General features: G+C 59.3%; 15 protein-coding genes. 3 read left to right on the top strand and 12 right to left on the bottom strand.

The window, feature by feature from the left end; translation table 11 throughout:
* Positions 1–696: 696 nt before the first annotated feature.
* Complete coding sequence (gene rne / locus AFK24_RS11630; protein WP_430962157.1) at positions 697–4,026, top strand: ribonuclease E; 3,330 nt, start codon at positions 697–699, stop codon at positions 4,024–4,026.
* Between the two features lie 83 nt (positions 4,027–4,109).
* On the opposite strand, the gene AFK24_RS11625 is transcribed toward rne, so the two are convergent.
* From AFK24_RS11625 to AFK24_RS11585, 9 genes are all read right to left on the bottom strand, one after another.
* A complete protein-coding gene (locus tag AFK24_RS11625) occupies positions 4,110–4,703 on the bottom strand; it encodes a nucleotidyltransferase family protein (RefSeq protein ID WP_065833382.1) in 594 nt (197 codons plus the stop codon).
* Positions 4,700–5,689, bottom strand: a complete 990-nt coding sequence (locus tag AFK24_RS11620) for an XdhC family protein (protein WP_065833381.1) — start codon at positions 5,687–5,689, stop codon at positions 4,700–4,702. Before AFK24_RS11620 ends, AFK24_RS11625 begins: the two co-directional genes overlap by 4 nt.
* A gap of 56 nt (positions 5,690–5,745) precedes the next feature.
* Entirely contained in the window at positions 5,746–6,765 is a 1,020-nt protein-coding gene (gene murB / locus AFK24_RS11615; RefSeq protein WP_065833380.1) for a UDP-N-acetylmuramate dehydrogenase, read from the bottom strand.
* Positions 6,762–7,526 (bottom strand): 3-deoxy-manno-octulosonate cytidylyltransferase, encoded by a 765-nt coding sequence (gene kdsB, locus AFK24_RS11610; protein WP_065833379.1) that lies wholly within the window; start codon positions 7,524–7,526, stop codon positions 6,762–6,764. Before kdsB ends, murB begins: the two co-directional genes overlap by 4 nt.
* Positions 7,523–7,708, bottom strand: a complete 186-nt coding sequence (locus tag AFK24_RS11605; RefSeq protein WP_003174668.1) for a Trm112 family protein — start codon at positions 7,706–7,708, stop codon at positions 7,523–7,525. The genes kdsB and AFK24_RS11605 overlap by 4 nt, the downstream gene beginning before the upstream one ends.
* A gap of 17 nt (positions 7,709–7,725) precedes the next feature.
* Positions 7,726–8,721 carry a tetraacyldisaccharide 4'-kinase gene (gene lpxK / locus AFK24_RS11600; RefSeq protein WP_065833378.1) on the bottom strand — a complete coding sequence of 332 codons (996 nt, stop codon included), beginning with the start codon at positions 8,719–8,721 and terminating at the stop codon, positions 7,726–7,728.
* Complete coding sequence (locus tag AFK24_RS11595) at positions 8,721–9,152, bottom strand: ExbD/TolR family protein (protein ID WP_020290396.1); 432 nt, start codon at positions 9,150–9,152, stop codon at positions 8,721–8,723. Before AFK24_RS11595 ends, lpxK begins: the two co-directional genes overlap by 1 nt.
* Entirely contained in the window at positions 9,149–9,823 is a 675-nt protein-coding gene (locus AFK24_RS11590) for a MotA/TolQ/ExbB proton channel family protein (RefSeq protein WP_170826323.1), read from the bottom strand. Before AFK24_RS11590 ends, AFK24_RS11595 begins: the two co-directional genes overlap by 4 nt.
* Before the next feature lie 67 nt (positions 9,824–9,890).
* Positions 9,891–12,122: a DNA internalization-related competence protein ComEC/Rec2 gene (locus AFK24_RS11585; protein ID WP_065833376.1), complete on the bottom strand. Its 2,232-nt coding sequence runs from the start codon at positions 12,120–12,122 to the stop codon at positions 9,891–9,893.
* 455 nt (positions 12,123–12,577) lie between these two features.
* Between AFK24_RS11585 and AFK24_RS11580 the strand changes: the two genes are divergently transcribed.
* Together AFK24_RS11580 and AFK24_RS29895 are read left to right on the top strand one after the other, a co-directional pair.
* Positions 12,578–13,273, top strand: coding sequence for a hypothetical protein (locus AFK24_RS11580; RefSeq protein ID WP_065833375.1), 696 nt, complete (start codon positions 12,578–12,580; stop codon positions 13,271–13,273).
* A 60-nt stretch (positions 13,274–13,333) separates the two neighbouring features.
* Positions 13,334–13,654, top strand: coding sequence for a DUF2845 domain-containing protein (locus AFK24_RS29895; RefSeq protein WP_080482132.1), 321 nt, complete (start codon positions 13,334–13,336; stop codon positions 13,652–13,654).
* A gap of 257 nt (positions 13,655–13,911) precedes the next feature.
* On the opposite strand, the gene rluB is transcribed toward AFK24_RS29895, so the two are convergent.
* The 3 genes from rluB to scpB form a co-directional block, all read right to left on the bottom strand.
* Positions 13,912–15,192, bottom strand: coding sequence for a 23S rRNA pseudouridine(2605) synthase RluB (rluB, locus tag AFK24_RS11575; RefSeq protein ID WP_065833374.1), 1,281 nt, complete (start codon positions 15,190–15,192; stop codon positions 13,912–13,914).
* Positions 15,193–15,377: 185 nt separating this feature from the next.
* On the bottom strand, positions 15,378–15,566 hold the full coding sequence (locus AFK24_RS11570) for a DUF1289 domain-containing protein (RefSeq protein WP_065833373.1): 189 nt from the start codon (positions 15,564–15,566) through the stop codon (positions 15,378–15,380).
* A gap of 148 nt (positions 15,567–15,714) precedes the next feature.
* Complete coding sequence (gene scpB / locus AFK24_RS11565; RefSeq protein WP_065833372.1) at positions 15,715–16,503, bottom strand: SMC-Scp complex subunit ScpB; 789 nt, start codon at positions 16,501–16,503, stop codon at positions 15,715–15,717.
* Positions 16,504–16,513 lie beyond the last annotated feature (10 nt).

Genomic DNA, 16,513 nt, shown 5'->3' with positions numbered 1-16,513 from the left:
TTTTTTATGGATTTGAAGCACTTAATGATTGCTGCTATAGTCGCGAACGCCGCCAAAAGCGGCCTGGACAGCGGACAAACGGTCTAACCACCGGCCCTGCCCAACGCAATTCACGAGGACGCGAGGCCGTCCTACGGGGCTTTCGGTGACAACGAACAGCCTGGAGATGTAACAAGCGCAGGTGACATGAGGCCTGAAACAAGCCAGATCGCAGAGTTATCACTCGCCTTCAGAGCTCAAAATTCACGGCCAGTTCACAAAGTGCAGTCATCTACAGACATTTCGTGCGAATACTTCGGAAACAACGCCTTAAGCCATGATGCGCGGCCCTCCTGAAGAAGGTCGCGGTAAATGCCAACACGCTGCGGATTCTGCGCGCGGCAGCACCCGAATTATCAGGGATACGTGTAGGGTGGAGACGCACAACCATCGGACTGTGTAGCACTAGGCTTATTCAAGACGCTTCATCTCGTCCGCTACCGATGGTCGATTCCTCCTCCTGACAAAGCTATTGCTGACAGGGTGGCTTTATGTCACCCCAGCAAGCAGGAAACGTCGTCGCGACCCCGGCCCCTTTGGCCGGTTCCCCGCTAGACACTGGAGTGTTTAAACACTCTTGACGTGCCCTGACACCGACCGTGAGAAGTCGTGTGTGCCGAACGCCGTTTCCGGCAGCCCGGAAACCGACGGTACTACATGAAAAGAATGCTGATTAACGCAACTCAACCCGAAGAGTTGCGTGTTGCACTGGTAGATGGCCAACGCCTCTATGACCTGGACATCGAGTCGGGTGCACGCGAGCAGAAGAAAGCCAACATCTATAAAGGCCGAATCACTCGCATCGAACCAAGCCTGGAGGCTGCCTTTGTCGATTTTGGCTCTGAGCGCCATGGCTTCCTGCCCCTCAAGGAAATCTCCCGCGAGTACTTCAAAAAGGCTCCTGAAGGCCGCGTCAACATCAAGGACGTCCTGAGCGAAGGCCAGGAAGTCATCGTTCAGGTCGAGAAAGAAGAACGTGGCAACAAAGGCGCAGCCTTGACCACCTTCATCAGCCTCGCCGGTCGTTATCTGGTCCTGATGCCGAACAACCCGCGTGCCGGCGGTATTTCCCGTCGCATTGAAGGTGAAGAACGCAATGAACTGCGTGAAGCACTCAACGGCCTGATCGCTCCGGCCGACATGGGTCTGATCGTGCGCACTGCCGGCCTGGGCCGCAGCAGCGAAGAAATGCAGTGGGACCTCGATTACCTGCTGCAACTCTGGACCGCTATCAAGGAAGCATCCCTGGATCGCTCCGCACCTTTCCTGATCTACCAGGAAAGCAACGTGATCATCCGCGCCATCCGCGACTATCTGCGTCAGGACATCGGCGAAGTGCTGATCGACAGCGTCGAAGCCCAGGAAGAAGCCTTGACGTTCATCCGTCAGGTGATGCCGCAGTACGCCAGCAAGATCAAGCTTTACGAAGACAGCGTTCCGCTGTTCAACCGTTTCCAGATCGAAAGCCAGATCGAGACCGCTTTCCAGCGCGTCGTTGAACTGCCTTCCGGCGGCTCTATCGTTATCGACCCGACCGAAGCCCTGGTGTCCATCGACATCAACTCGGCCCGCGCCACCAAAGGCAGCGATATCGAAGAAACCGCGCTGCAGACCAACCTTGAAGCGGCTGAAGAAATCGCCCGTCAATTGCGCCTGCGTGATATCGGCGGCCTGATCGTCATCGACTTCATCGACATGACGCCAGCCAAGAACCAGCGCGCCGTGGAAGAAAAAGTCCGCGAAAGCCTGGAAGCCGACCGCGCCCGCGTTCAGGTCGGCCGCATCTCGCGCTTCGGCCTGCTGGAAATGTCCCGTCAGCGCCTGCGCCCTTCCCTGGGTGAAAGCAGCGGCATCGTCTGCCCGCGTTGCAACGGCACCGGCATCATTCGTGACGTTGAATCGCTGTCGCTGGCAATTCTGCGCCTGATCGAAGAAGAAGCCCTGAAGGACCGTACTGCCGAAGTCCGCGCCCAGGTGCCGATCCCGGTTGCCGCGTTCCTGCTCAACGAAAAACGCAACTCGATCACCAAGATCGAACTGCGCACCCGCGCCCGCATCATCATCCTGCCGAACGATCATCTCGAAACGCCACACTTCGAAGTGCAGCGTCTGCGTGATGACAGCCCGGAAGCGCACACCAATCAGTCCAGCTACGAAATCGCCGCTGCCGCTGCCGAAGTGGAAGAAGTCGCGCCGCCTGCCGCTGCGACCCGCACCCTGGTTCGCCAGGAAGCCGCAGTCAAGACCGCGCCGCCACGTGCCAACGCACCGGTTCCGGTTGAAGCTGCTGCTCCCGCCCCTGCTCCGGTTGTTCATGAACCAAGCCTGTTCAAGGGTCTGGTGAAATCCCTGGTCAGCCTGTTCGCCGCCAAGGAAGAGCCTGCCGCACCGGTCGTCGTTGAAAAACCGGCTGCCGAGCGTCCGGCTCGCAACGAGGAACGCCGCAACGGTCGTCAACAGAGCCGTGGTCGCACCAATCGTCGTGACGAAGAGCGCAAGCCCCGCGAAGAACGCGCCCCGCGTGAAGAGCGTGCAGAACGCGCTCCTCGCGAAGAGCGTGCGCCACGTGAAGAGCGCGCACCGCGCGAGCCGCGTGAAGTTCGCGACGAAACCACTCCTGTTGCCGCAGCCCCACGCGAAGAGCGTCCGGCCCGCGCGCCACGTGAAGAACGCGCACCGCGTGCTCCGCGTGAAGACCGTAAGTCCCGCGAAGACCGTCCGGTCCGCGAACTGCGTGAGCCACTGGATGCTGCCCCGGCAGTCAACCTGGCCCGCGAAGAGCGCCCTGAACGTGCTCCACGTGAAGAACGCCAGCCTCGCCAGCCTCGCGAAGAGCGCCAGCCACGTGCCGAACAGGCCGTAGCAGCGGTCAGTGAAGACGAAGTGTTGCTCAACGAAGAGCTGATCGCCGACGATAATCAGGACGGCGCCGAAGGCGATCGCCCTCGTCGTCGCTCACGTGGTCAGCGTCGTCGCAGCAACCGTCGCGAGCGTCAACGTGATGCCAATGGCAATGTGATCGAAGGCTCCGAAGGCGCTGAAGGTGCCGAAGAAGACGCCGAGCAAGCCAGCAGCGCCGATGTCGCCGCAGGGCTGGCAGTGACAGCCGCTGTCGCCAGCACTGTAATCAGCGCCCCGGCCGAAGCTCAGGCCAATCGTCAGGCAGAACGTGCGACTGCATCCGTCGAAGCGTCGGATTCGTCCTTCGCCCAATCGACCGAGGTGCAAACCCCGTCGATCCAGACGCCAGCGTTTGAAGCACCAGAAGTTGAAGCTGCGAAAACTGAAGTTGCCGAAACCGCAGCTTTTGCAATCGAAGCACCGGCAATCGAAGCTCCAGTCGCCGAGCAGGCGCCTAAAGCCGAGCCAGCGCCGGATGTAGAAGTACAGCCTGCGTTCGAAGCTCCGGTCGAAGCACCAGCAATGGCCGCCCAGACCGAACTGTTCGACGCACCGCACGCCGAGCGCGTCGTACCGTTCAAGCCAACGCCAGAGCCAACCACCCAAGCACCACAGGCAGAAGAAGCAGCTCCATCCCGTGAAGAGGCTTCGGTTACTGAACCGGCGGTCACTGAATCGGCTGAGCTGCCAACACCTGCACCTGTGGTTGCCGAAGCGACTGCGCCTTATGCAGCTCCGGAAATCGTCGCTACGCCACCTGCGGCAGAAGCTGCAGTAGCTGTCGCCGAAGTCGAGGCCGAAGTTGCACCCCAGGCCCCAGCCGCTCCGGTGAGCAGCACTGGCCGCGCGCCAAACGACCCGCGTGAAGTGCGTCGTCGCAAGCGTGAAGCTGAACGTCTGCAAAAAGAAGCTGAAGAAGCTGCCGCCAACGCTCCAGTCGTGACTGAAGCTGCGCCGGTTGCACCTGAGGCCGAGCCGACTCAACCTTCGCCGGTCGTCGACGAAAACCTGCAATCGGTTGAAGAAGTCGTGCAGCAACACCCGAAAGCGCTGGAAGAAAGCAACGAGCCTAAACCGCTCGCCTAAGCTCTTCGCTTACACAGCGCTGAATAAAAAGCCCCACCTGTGAAAGCAGGTGGGGCTTTTTTATGGCCTTTTTTTGCAGCCGTTTATGGCTTGAAGATCAGGGCTTCGGGCGTATCTACGTCCCACAGCACACCGGGATCATCTACTTCGATAAGCTGCACCCGCGACGTCTTGAACAGACGCTTGGCGCCTTGATCTCCGGTCAGGGTCATCAGCGCAGGGCCGAGCTCGCGCCCAAAACCCACCGGATGGCCGCGCACACCTTGATGAAGGGGCACGCTGATGCAATCCTCCCGCAAAGACGCAACCACGTTACTCAAGGTCTCCGGCAGGATAAACGGCATATCGCCCAGCACTACCAACCAGCCGCGACAATCGGGCTCAACAGCGACCGCAGCAGCGATGCTGTCGCCCATGCCGGGTGAATCCAGCAGCACCACTTCACAGCCGTAATACAGGCCAAGCCGGGAGATTTCCGGGCAATCCGTGCGAGTTATCAACAGGCACTTATCCACAACGCCGCTCAGCCCGATCAGAACCTGCTCCAGCACGGGGCGCACAACCCCGTCCAAACCCAGGCAATGCGCCAAGAGCTTATGCTGATCATTCCCGGCCACGGCCCGATAACGACTGCCCTGCCCTGCGGCCAACACAATGGCGCAGACCTCATTGCTCAATGCGCGGTCTCGGCGATCAACGGTTTTTTCTGTTGCAGCGCAATGCCGTTCTTGATGGAGACGATTTCGGCCATCAACGAAAGCGCGATCTCAGCCGGGGTATGACTGCCGATATGTAGGCCGATCGGGCCGTGCAAGCGGGCGATGGCCGTCTCACTCAAACCCAGGAGCGCGAGGTTTCCCCGGCGTTTCTGACTATTGACCCGCGAGCCCAGCGCCCCGACGTAAAATGCCGGAGAGTTCAATGCCGTGAGCAGCGCCATGTCATCCAGGCGTGGATCATGGGTCAGAGCGACCACGGCGGTGCGCTCATCGGTCTCGATGGCCAGCACCGCATCGTCGGGCATTCCCGGCACAAAGCGGGCTTGCTGATCTTCCCAGCCGAAGGAGAACTCCGTGCGCGGATCGCAGATCAGCACGTCGAAATCCAGCAAATGGGCCATTTCCGCGACATAGCGGGACAGTTGCCCGGCGCCAATCAACAGCAAACGCCAGCGCGGGCCGTAAATGGTACGCAAGGTATTGCCATCAAAACTCACCACATCGTCGCGTTGCGCGCTGTGCAGGCTGACTTCGCCGGTGTGCAGATTGAGTTCACGGGCAACGATTTGATGGTCTTCGCAACGCTGCAAGAGTTCTGCGACCCACTGTTCATCGCCGACCCACTCTTGCGTCAGGCGCAGAGTGCCACCGCAAGGCAGGCCGAAACGCGCCGCTTCATCCAGGGTGACGCCATAAGTGATCAATTCGATGCCCTGCCCGCCACGCTGCAAGCGCCCGTCCTGCAGGCGGGCAATCAAGTCGTCCTCGATACAGCCACCGGAAACCGAGCCGATGACCACGCCGTCTTCGCGCAATGCGAGCATCGCGCCGGGTGGACGAGGCGCGCTGCCCCAGGTCTGAACCACGCTATACAACACCACACGTTGCCCTGCGAGACGCCATTCCAGAACGCTGCGCAGGACATTCAAGTCGACGCTATCCATCGGGTTGATCCTCATTGAAGGCATTCAGCCCAGAGACATGAATCTGTAGAAGGGAGTCAGTAAAGATTAGGTTCCATTTCCAGCGGCACATCGAAGCGCTCGACGATGTCGGCCTGGATACGCCGTGCCAGAGCCAACAGTTGTGCGCCAGTGGCCCGACCATAGTTGACCAGCACCAGCGACTGCAAGCGATGCACACCCGCATCCCCTTCACGATAGCCCTTCCATCCGGCTTGTTCGATCAGCCAGCCAGCGGCAAGCTTCACCTGCCCGTCAGCCTGTGGATAACCCACAAGCCCCGGATAACTGACTTTGATGCGCGCCGCCAGTTCAGCGGAAATCAGCGGGTTTTTGAAGAAGCTGCCCGCGTTGCCGAGTTCGGCGGGATCAGGAAGCTTTTCACTGCGGATCGCGCAGATTGCCTGGCTGACATCACGCGGGGTTGGATGCTTGATACCGAGCGTGTCCAGACGCTGCCGCACCGGGCCGTAATCCAGATGCAGGCGCGCGACGCGGCTCAGAACAAAACGTACGCGCAAGATCACCCAGCGTCCGGTGTCATGCTTGAACAGGCTGTCGCGATAACCGAATGCGCATTCTTCCAGGGAGAATTCGCGCAATTCGCCCGTCTGCCGGTCGAGGGCGGTCAGGCTATGAAAAACGTCTTTGATCTCGACACCGTAAGCGCCAATGTTTTGCATCGGTGCAGCGCCGACCGTACCGGGAATCAGGCTCAGGTTTTCCAGGCCGCACAGGCCGAGTTCCAGACATGACTGCACGAACGGGTGCCACGGCTCACCCGCTTCGGCCTCGACGATGGCCTCCAGGCAGTCTTCGCGAACAATGCGAATACCACGGCTGGCCATGCGCAGTACCAAAGCCTTGACGTCGCCGGTCAGCAACAGGTTGCTGCCACCGCCGATGACCATCAGCGGCAGCGTGTGCGCTGCACAATAGGCCAGCGCCGCGCGCACGTCGTCATCGTTATGGGCTTCGGCAAACAGCTGCGCCTGCACATCGACGCCGAAGGTGTTGAACGGTTTGAGAGAAACGGCGGATTGCAGCTGCAACGTCAACCCTCCAGCAAGCGGCGGACTCGTTCGAGGTCTTCAGCGGTGTCCACGCCGGCAGGCGGCGCTTCAACAGCGTCGGCCACGTGAATACGCACGCCATGCCAAAGCGCCCGCAATTGCTCCAGGTTTTCAGTGTCTTCGAGCCAGCAAGGGCCCCACCTGACGAAATCCTGAAGAAACCCTGCGCGATAGGCGTAAATGCCGATGTGACGACGGTACGGAACACCCGCGGGCAATTGATCGCGATTCCTGGCCAGCGCATCACGCGCCCAAGGCAAGGGCGCACGGCTGAAGGTCAGCGCCAGACCGTTGATATCGGCAACGACCTTGACCACGTTCGGATTGAACAGCGCAGCAACGTCGTCGATGGGCTCGGCCAGGGTCGACATAAGTGCTTCCGGATGCGCCGCCAGGTTGTCCGCGACCTGATCGATCACCGCTGGCGGGATCATCGGCTCGTCGCCCTGAACGTTGACCACGATGGCATCGGTGGCCAACCCAAGCTGGGTAGCCACTTCGGCAAGACGGTCGGTGCCGGAATTATGGTCGTCACGGGTCAGCAAAACCTCGGCGCCAAAAACGCGACAGGCTTCAACGATACGCGGGTCATCGGTGGCAACCACGACCCGCGCGGCGCTGCTTTTACGCGCCTGCTCCCAGACATGCTGGATCATCGGCTTGCCGGCGATCTCTTGCAGCGGCTTGCCGGGAAAGCGGCTGGAACCGTAGCGGGCCGGAATGACAACCGTGAAAACCGCGGTCATTTATCCAGACGCTCGTCGGTCGTCAGGGTGCGCGCTTCGCTTTCCAGCATCACCGGAATGCCGTCGCGGATCGGATAGGCCAGGCCTGCGCCCTTGCTGATCAGTTCGGTTTTATCGGCGCTGAGCTTGAGCGGACCTTTGCAGATCGGGCAAGCGAGGATGTCGAGCAATTTGGTGTCCATAAGAAATCCTGAGCGAATCATGGCAAAAGACGTGATAACTGCGAGTCGAACCAACTGACAAAAGCGGCCGAAGGCACTGCATCCACGGCCAGATACCACCAGTCATCCGCCGCGAAGAGCCGGCATTTCACGGCGTCCTTTTCGGTCATGACCACGGGCAGCGAAGGCGTGAACGTCAGCGTCTGCGCGCTGTAGGCGGCATGGTCGGCGAACGCGTGAGCGACAGGCCGCCAGTGTAGCCCTTCGAGGGTATTGAAGAAACGTTGCGGATTGCCGATCCCCGCCACAGCGTGAACGGCTTGCCCCGGCGCGAAGAACTCCACCGGCTGACGCTCGCCGCTGCGCAGATTGACCAGCGCGGCGGGCTTTAGCTGGAAAGCGTAACCATCGTCACGATCAGCGCTGGCGCCGTTGTAGAGCAGCGCATCGACGCTGTTCAGGCGCTCGACGGGTTCGCGCAGAGGACCGGCGGGCAGGCAGCGTCGATTGCCCAGGCCGCGGGCCGCATCGATCAGCACCAGTTCCAGATCCCGGGCCAGGCGGTAATGTTGCAGGCCATCGTCAGACAGAATCAGGTCCAGCGGCTCGCTGTCCAGCAAGGCACGCACCGCGCGGCTGCGATCAGGATCGATCATCAACGGCACGCCGGTGCGCTGCACAATTAAAAGAGGTTCGTCACCCGCCTGCGCCGCGCTTTGTTCGGCGGTCACGCGCCACGGCAGGCTCGGTGGCGTAGCGCCATAACCTCGGCTGACCACGCCAACGCGCAGGCCACGGTTGCGACAATGCTCAATCATCCACAGGATCAGCGGCGTCTTGCCGGTGCCGCCGACCGTGATATTGCCGACGACGATGACCGGAATCGGCGCCTTGTAGATTTCACCCTGCCCGGCCAGGAAGCGCGCACGCTTGCCGTCGACGACACGGCGATACAGGCATTCCAGCGGTCGTAACAGCGCCAGAGCCGGATGCCCGGCATACCAGGCGGCAAGCAAGCGGTCTGAGAGTGCCATCAGTTAGCCGATGTCGCCTCGACGGTGGTCATGCGCAAATGACTGAAACCCAGTTTGCCAGCAGCGTCCATGGCGGTAATCACCGATTGATGGGGGGTTTTGCCATCGGCGCTGATCGTCAGCGGCAAACTGGTATCGCCGGCCGATTCACGCTGCAAGGCGTCAATCAGCGTGGCCAGATCGTTTTTCGGCAGCAATTGGTTGTTCAGGGAAAAAACCCCGTCGGCATTGATGGCGATGTCCAGATGCTTGCGATCGGCGTCGGTGTCCGGCGTACCGGTGACCGCCTGCGGCAGATCGACCCGCAATTGGGTTTCGCGAGTGAAGGTCGTGGTCACGATAAAGAACAGCAGCAGGATGAACACCACATCGATCAACGACACGAGGTTGATGTCGATGTTCTCCCTGACCTTGCGCCGACGAAATTTCACTTCTTGCGGCCCTCACCCCGGGCCTGAGCCTTGAGCTGGATACTCGGATCGTTGACGTCGACGTCACGGTCGCCCTGTACCACTTCCACCAGTTTGATGGCTTCCTGCTCCATCCCGACCACCAGTTCATCGACCCGGCTTTGCAGGAACCGATGAAAGAAAATCGCCGGAATGGCCACGATCAGCCCCGATGCGGTACAGATCAGCGCCTTGGAAATACCGCCCGCCAGCACGGCGGCATTGGCCGTGTTACCGGTGGCATTGAAAGAGCCAAAGATATCGATCATGCCCAGCACGGTACCCAGCAAACCCAGCAACGGCGCCATGGCAGCAATCGAACCCAGGGCACTCAAGTAGCGCTCCAGATCATGAATGACCCGTGCGGCGGCTTCTTCGATGCATTCCTTCATGATCTCGCGACCATGTCTGGAGTTGGCCAGGCCTGCGGCGAGGATTTCACCCAGCGGCGAATCGGCGCGCAGCTCCTTGAGCTTTTCGTTGTCGAGTTTCTTGTCCTGGATCCAGCGCCAGACCTGCCCCAGCAAATGCGGCGGGGTGATGCGGCTGGCACGCAAGGTCCAGAGACGCTCGATGATGATGCCGACCGCGGCGATGGAACTCAGAATGATCGGCAGCATCATCCAGCCACCTGATTTGACCAGTTCCCACACAGTGACGACCCCCAGAAAAAAGTGGCGCCACTCTAACATAGGCTCGCCAGCTGGCCGAAGCCTGTGATCAATATCCGCCAGATGAGTCACGCCAGAAACGCTGGAGGCCCCGCTCGACCTGGGGTTGACCGAAGGTGCCCAATTGCAGGCTGATCGCACCCAGCTCGGCGCTGTCGTAGGTGCGAATGCCATACCAGTGATAGCGCGACATGACCAACGGATGGGGATGACCGAAGCCATTGTTGCGGCCCCGGGAGATCAAAACGCCCTGCGGGTCGACAGCACGCAGAAATGGCTTGGACGATGAGGTGCGACTGCCGTGATGCGGCGCTTGCAGCCAATGGGCGCGCACATCGAAGTCGCTGCGCAGCGCCGCTTCTTCGGCATCGGCGTCGATATCACCGGTCAGCAACAGCCGCTCGCCATTGGCTTCGACCATCAGCACGCAAGACGCCTGGTTGCCTTCGTTCGCCAGCTCCCAGCGCCAGGTCTTGAACGTCACACCATCCCATTCCCAGGATTCGTCGACCTGACACAACTGCGCGTTGAGTTGCGGCGCGAGCCGTTCCAGCTCGCCACCCAGAACCCGGGCAACCGGCAAGCCTTGCTGGATCGCCAAGGCGCCACCGGCATGATCGGCGTCGGCATGGCTGAGCAGCATCAGGTCCAGCTTGCGCACCCCGACTTTGCGCATGACTGGCAGCACGATCCGCTCGCCGATATCGAACTCGCCAAAGCGCGGCCCCGCATCGAACAACAGGGTGTGCTGCCGCGTACGCAGCAGGATCGCCAGGCCTTGGCCGACATCCAGTTGCAACACCTGCACTTGCCCGTGGGGCACGGATTTCAACGGCGGGAACACGCACAACAACACCAGTGGCCAGCCCAGGGGCCGTAACGGCACACCGCTGGGCAGCAATAACAGCAGCGCGCCCAACAGGCTCAGCGCCCAGACCCAGAACGGCATCGCGCCGGGGATCCAGACCGGTACCATGCCCGCCACCCAGCCAAGAAACCAGAACAACCCATTCAGCGCACCACCGGCCAGCCACAACAAGCTTTCGCCGAGGACCGGAACCGGCAGCAACAAAGTGCCCAGCAGCGCGGGCGGCAACGCAACGAAGCTGACCCAGGGCACGGCAATTAAATTGGCCAAAGGCCCGCTCAGACTGATGGGCAGATTCAACGCCAGCAAGACCGGCAACAAACCCAGGGCAATCAGCCACTGCGCCCGTGTCCAGCTGCGTATCCAGCTCCAGGCGCCCAATCGCCCACTGAAAATCAGCAGCAGAATCCCCACTGCAAGGAACGACAGCCAGAATCCCGGCTGCAAACTGGCCAGTGGTTCAAAGATCAACACAGCATTGAGCGACAACAGCAACGGCCAGATCACGCCCAGATGCCGAAAGCGCAGACGCCAGAGCAGCACCATGCCGACCATCACGCAGGCCCGACGCACCGGCACTTCGAATCCGGCGAGCAAGCCGTAGCCCAGCGCAGCGGTAAACGCCAGGCCACAGGCCCACGGCAACCAGGGCAGAGCCCGAGGCCATAAACCCCAGCGCGCCAGCCCGGCGATCAACGCGTAGATCACACCCGCCAACAAGCCAATGTGCTGGCCGGAAATCACCAATAAATGCACAGTCCCGGTGTTTTTCAGGATTTGCCAGTCCGTCGTGCTCAAGCCCGAACCATCGCCGAGCACCAGCGCTGCCAACTCACCCTCGCGCCCTTGCGCGTCAACCGCCAGCAATCGCTGCCGTAGCGCGTCACGCCAGCCAAAACTCGCAGCGGAGAGCAGTTGTCCATCGACAACGGTGCCGGTTGCCCCGATTCGCTGCGCCAGCAACCAGGCCTCGTAATCAAATGCATGAGGGTTGACCAGCCCGCCGGGCTGCTTGAGCTTGACGGCCAGACGCCAGCGTTCGCCACTGCGCACGCCCGGTCCGTCATACCAGGAAACACGGATGTGTTCAGGCAATAGAGCGCGACGGGACTTGGCACCTTCAAGCTCGAAACGCACCACGCCTTCGGCAAGACTGGGCAAGCCGACCACCTTGCCTTGCAGCCAGAGCGTCTGGCCATCGAGCCGTGGCGGCAGCCGATCATTCAGCGCCGATTGCGCCGACGCGCAGGCCCAAGTCAGGCCGAACAGAAAAAACGCCAGTGGATACGTGCGAAACGGCAGCAACATCAAGGCCACGACCGGCATCACCAGCAACAGCCAGGTCGGCGGCAGTTGCGGCAGAAAACGTAATAGCAGCATCCCTAAAGCCAGCGCGAACATCCCTGTGCGCATACACGTCCATCCCGGTTACTGCAAAAGTCCCCTAATGCTTTAGCTCAGGCAGGCCCAAGGCGTCGGGATCAATTGTCACAAGGTCTGAAGCGGACTTTTGTTACAGATCGAGCAGGAGGCGGTTTCATACTCAACCTTGGCTGGAAAGACGAGCGGTGCCGGCCAAGTCGCGAGCGCTTTTCGATCACCACGCTGATTTTGTTAAAAACTCTATGGATAAAACTAGCCGATACGTTTGCCGTTGATGAAGGAATCCGAGTTGGGGAACAGGAATCTGAATATATGTAGGATATTAAATCATTCAAGCCTCAGAATAAAAATCAATTATGAACCAAAGAAACTTAATAAATTTCATGAATACATTCTGCCAACAACGCCAACCCTATACAGCCTGTTGCACTTCGCAACCACAAATGCTAGGGTTAGTTGAATTTGTTGAAAATCAGGATGCTGCAATGAATTTTTCAGCTTCTTTTAACGACGCGCAGCTAACTTCGAATAACCTCCAACAGACATTAGCTGCAACAAAAAGCCATACTGGCTTAAGCCTAAATACAGCTCAGCTAGTAGACTTGGCGACTCCAACGTCTTTTTTATCCTCCGACAAAATCGTGTCTGCGGACTTTAATGGCGCACAATTATCAGCAAGCACCCTAGCGCAAGCTGTAAATGCAGCAAGTACAAATACTTCAATCAGCATCAATACTGCGCAAGCAATTCCCATTGCAGCCCTTGTACAAGCTTTAAGTTCCAATAAAAAAGCCTCAGTGAATTTTAATGAGGAGCAGTTATCGGCTTCAGTCTTTCAACAGGCTGTTAACACTGCAAACGCAAACGCATCCATAAGCATTAATACGGCGCAAGCTTTTGACATAACATCACTCAAGGCGGCTCTTTCGTCGGGAAAAATGGTAGCAGCTGAATTTAACGGAACTCAGCTTACTGCAGACAACCTGCAGCAAGCCGTCGCTGTGGCGGGCACAAATGCAACAATCAGCATCACGACTGCACATTCAGCTAATATTTCAGTGCTTAACACAATATTGGCTTCGGGAAAAAAGTTTCGGCTGGATTTAACGGAAGCCAGCTCGTTAGCAATCATATTGAACAAGCAGTCAGTTCAGCCACTGAAAACGCTTCAGTTAGCGTAGATACAGCTCAAGCCGTACCTATTCAAGTTCTTTTAACGCTCATTAATAAAGCCAACTAATATGAAAAAACTTCGGCCCTTTAAATACTGCAGCTTGGGCGTCGCTGTGGGTGTGACTCTGTTAAGCATCCATAACTTGGCATCTGCCGACATGCGGTGTGGGACAGGGCTGATTTCTGAGGGCGATTCTACTTACGAAGTACAGGAAAAGTGCGGTCCGCCTTCTCATCGGGAAGTCATACCTGCGGAGCCTGGCTTCAACAAGTCGCGAAAAAACCATGCAGTGACCGTAGAAAACTGGGTGTACGGGCCTCAAAACGGTGCCTATTATCGACTAAAATTTCTGGACGGTAAGCTCGTGAGTATTGATTTTTCGCGTTGATTTGGGCTGGAGTTTTTGTGTACAAGCTATTGGTCCCAACGGAGTAACTTCTATAAATACTTAACTAGTTAGAACACGCGAGGCCGCAGACCTCGTGCTCGATCAGGGCTACAGCCATATTGAAGCCTGCCGCTCGGTCGGGCATTACTCCGCGCCTTCCCGGATAAATCCGGTCCCACAGGTTCTCCTACAGGCTCCTCACAGCAGAAAAAAAAAACGCCAATCTCTCGATTGGCGTTTCTTGTTACATCACCGTATTACTGCGGCTTGCGGCGACCGAAGCCTGGGCGTTGGCCGGAGCCCGACGGCGGGCCACGGCGCTTGCCGGATGGCGCGTCGTCGACCAGCGTGATGCCTGGACGCTTGTGCGCAGGTTTGGCTGGACGCTTGTTGACGTCGTTCGGACGCTCGGCCACTGGCGTGCCACGGCTGTTGTCGGTACGACCGTTGGCCGGGCGCGGAGTACGCGGCGACGGCTTGCTCGGATCGTTACGCGAACCGGCAGGACGTTGGCCACGGCCGGATTCTGAACGTGGACCGGACGGACGCTGGGTCGAATCGCCACGCGGACGGTCGCGTTCGCTGCCGGTCACTTGTGGCTGACGCGGCGCACGATCTGCAGTCGGAGCCGCTGCACCCGCAGCCGGACGCAAGGTGCGAACAACCCGCTCGCCTTTGCCCAATGGACGCGACGACTGGCGCTGCAAGCGCTCCATCTTGTCCTTGGTCTTGGCGTTCATCTGCGGCTGGGCAACCGGCTCAAGGCCGACTTCAGCGCTGAGCACGTCGACTTCGTACTGGCTCATTTCGCGCCAGCGGCCCATCGGCAGGTCGGAGTTGAGGAACACCGGTCCGTAACGCACGCGCTTCAGACGGCTGACCACCAGACCCTGGGATTCCCACAGACGACGGACTTCGCGGTTGCGACCTTCCATCACCACGCAGTGATACCAATGGTTGAAGCCTTCGCCGCCCGGCGCCTGCTTGATGTCGGTGAAACGCGCAGGACCGTCTTCAAGGACTACACCGGCTTTCAGACGCGCCAGCATGTCATCATCGACTTCGCCACGTACGCGCACTGCGTATTCGCGGTCCATTTCGAAGGACGGGTGCATCAGGCGGTTGGCCAGCTCACCGTCGGTGGTGAACATCAGCAAACCGGTGGTGTTGATGTCCAGGCGACCGATGTTGACCCAACGGCCTTCTTTTGGACGCGGCAGGCGATCGAACACCGTCGGGCGACCTTCAGGGTCGTCGCGGGTGCAGATTTCACCGTCCGGCTTGTTGTACATGATGACGCGGCGAACCGTTTCGGCGGCCTCTTCGCGCTTGATCACGCGACCATCTACGGTGATGGCGTCATGCATGTCGACGCGTTGACCGAGGGTCGCGTCCTTGCCATTGACCTTGATCCGGCCCTGGCTGATCCAGGCTTCGACGTCACGTCGCGAACCTACACCAATGCGCGCAAGAACCTTCTGCAGTTTTTCACCTGCGGGTCCGATTTCCTGGCTGTCCTGCTTGTCTTTGATACTCATCTGGGCACCTCCCGGTGTGTCGATTCAGGGGACGCCGAGGACCGGCGTGACCTGCTGCCTCCGGCTGTGGATAGCCGCGAAGCGAAAATTCTAAAAGCCTGTGGCGAGTATGAATCGCCAAAAGGTCGCGAATCATACGCTCAAGGCGCACGTTGCGCATCACAGGCTAGTCGAAATATTGCCGCTCACTTCTTTTTCCGCCGACCGGCGCCTTTCAGTTTAGCCAGACGCAGTGCGGATTCAGCCAACACCGCACGCCGCTCGCCCTTGTCCATCTTCTTCCAGCTTTTGATTTCTTTCTTGCTGCGGCCGCACCCGAGGCAAATGTCATCGTCGAATTTGCAGAGGCTGATGCAGGGGTTTTTGCTGCTCATGGAGTGCCGCCGAAATAAAGGTTAATGGCGAGATCGCATTCCGTAGGACCGGCTTCAGCCGGGAGGCGGCCTGGGAATTCCCAACAGCTGCGTCGTCAGATCTGTCGCTCTCCCGGCTGAAGCCGGTCCTACGGATGCCAGCGATTTGTCAGGCACCCGGATTCTTGTCGTCTTCAGGGTCATCTGCCAATTCAGACTCTGTATCAGGCTCATTGATCAATAAATCGTCGAAATCGATTTTCAGCCCCTGCTCCATGGAATCGAGTTCCACCAGCAAGCTGCGGAAGCTGGTTTCATCCCGTGGCGGCTCGGGTTCGGCGTCCGGGTCGAGGCTGGCGTCGGCCAGCGCCTGCAAGTGCGCCGGCACCGGGGCGTCTTCGAAGTCTAGGATCGGATCAGGCTCCAGCTCACGCAGGTCGGCCAGCGGCGGCAAATCGTCGAGGTTTTTCAGGTTGAAGTGATCGAGAAAGCCCTTGGTGGTGGCGAACATCGCAGGCTTGCCCGGTACATCGCGATAACCCACGACCCGGATCCACTCGCGTTCCAGCAAGGTCTTGACGATATGACTGTTGACCGCAACGCCCCGCACGTCTTCGATTTCGCCACGGGTAATCGGCTGGCGATAGGCAATCAGCGCCATGGTTTCCAGCATGGCCCGGGAATAGCGCTGCGGGCGTTCTTCCCACAGTCGACCGACCCAGGGCGAAAACTTCTCGCGGATCTGCAAGCGGTAGCCCGAGGCAACTTCCTTGAGCTCGAACGCCCGACCATCGCAGGACTTGCGCAGCAATTCCAGGGCTTTCTTGAACACCGGTGGTTCGGGGCGTTCGCCTTCTTCAAAGAGTTCGAAAAGGCGTTCCAGCGATTGCGGTTTGCCCGAGGCCAATAGAAAAGCTTCCAGCAGCGGTGCCAGCTCGCGGGGTTCGTTGAGGTTCATTGCTCTGCTC

This window comes from Pseudomonas syringae (genome assembly GCF_001698815.1).
Lineage (GTDB): Bacteria > Pseudomonadota > Gammaproteobacteria > Pseudomonadales > Pseudomonadaceae > Aquipseudomonas > Aquipseudomonas syringae_A.
This window is presented reverse-complemented; position numbering and strand designations above follow the sequence as displayed.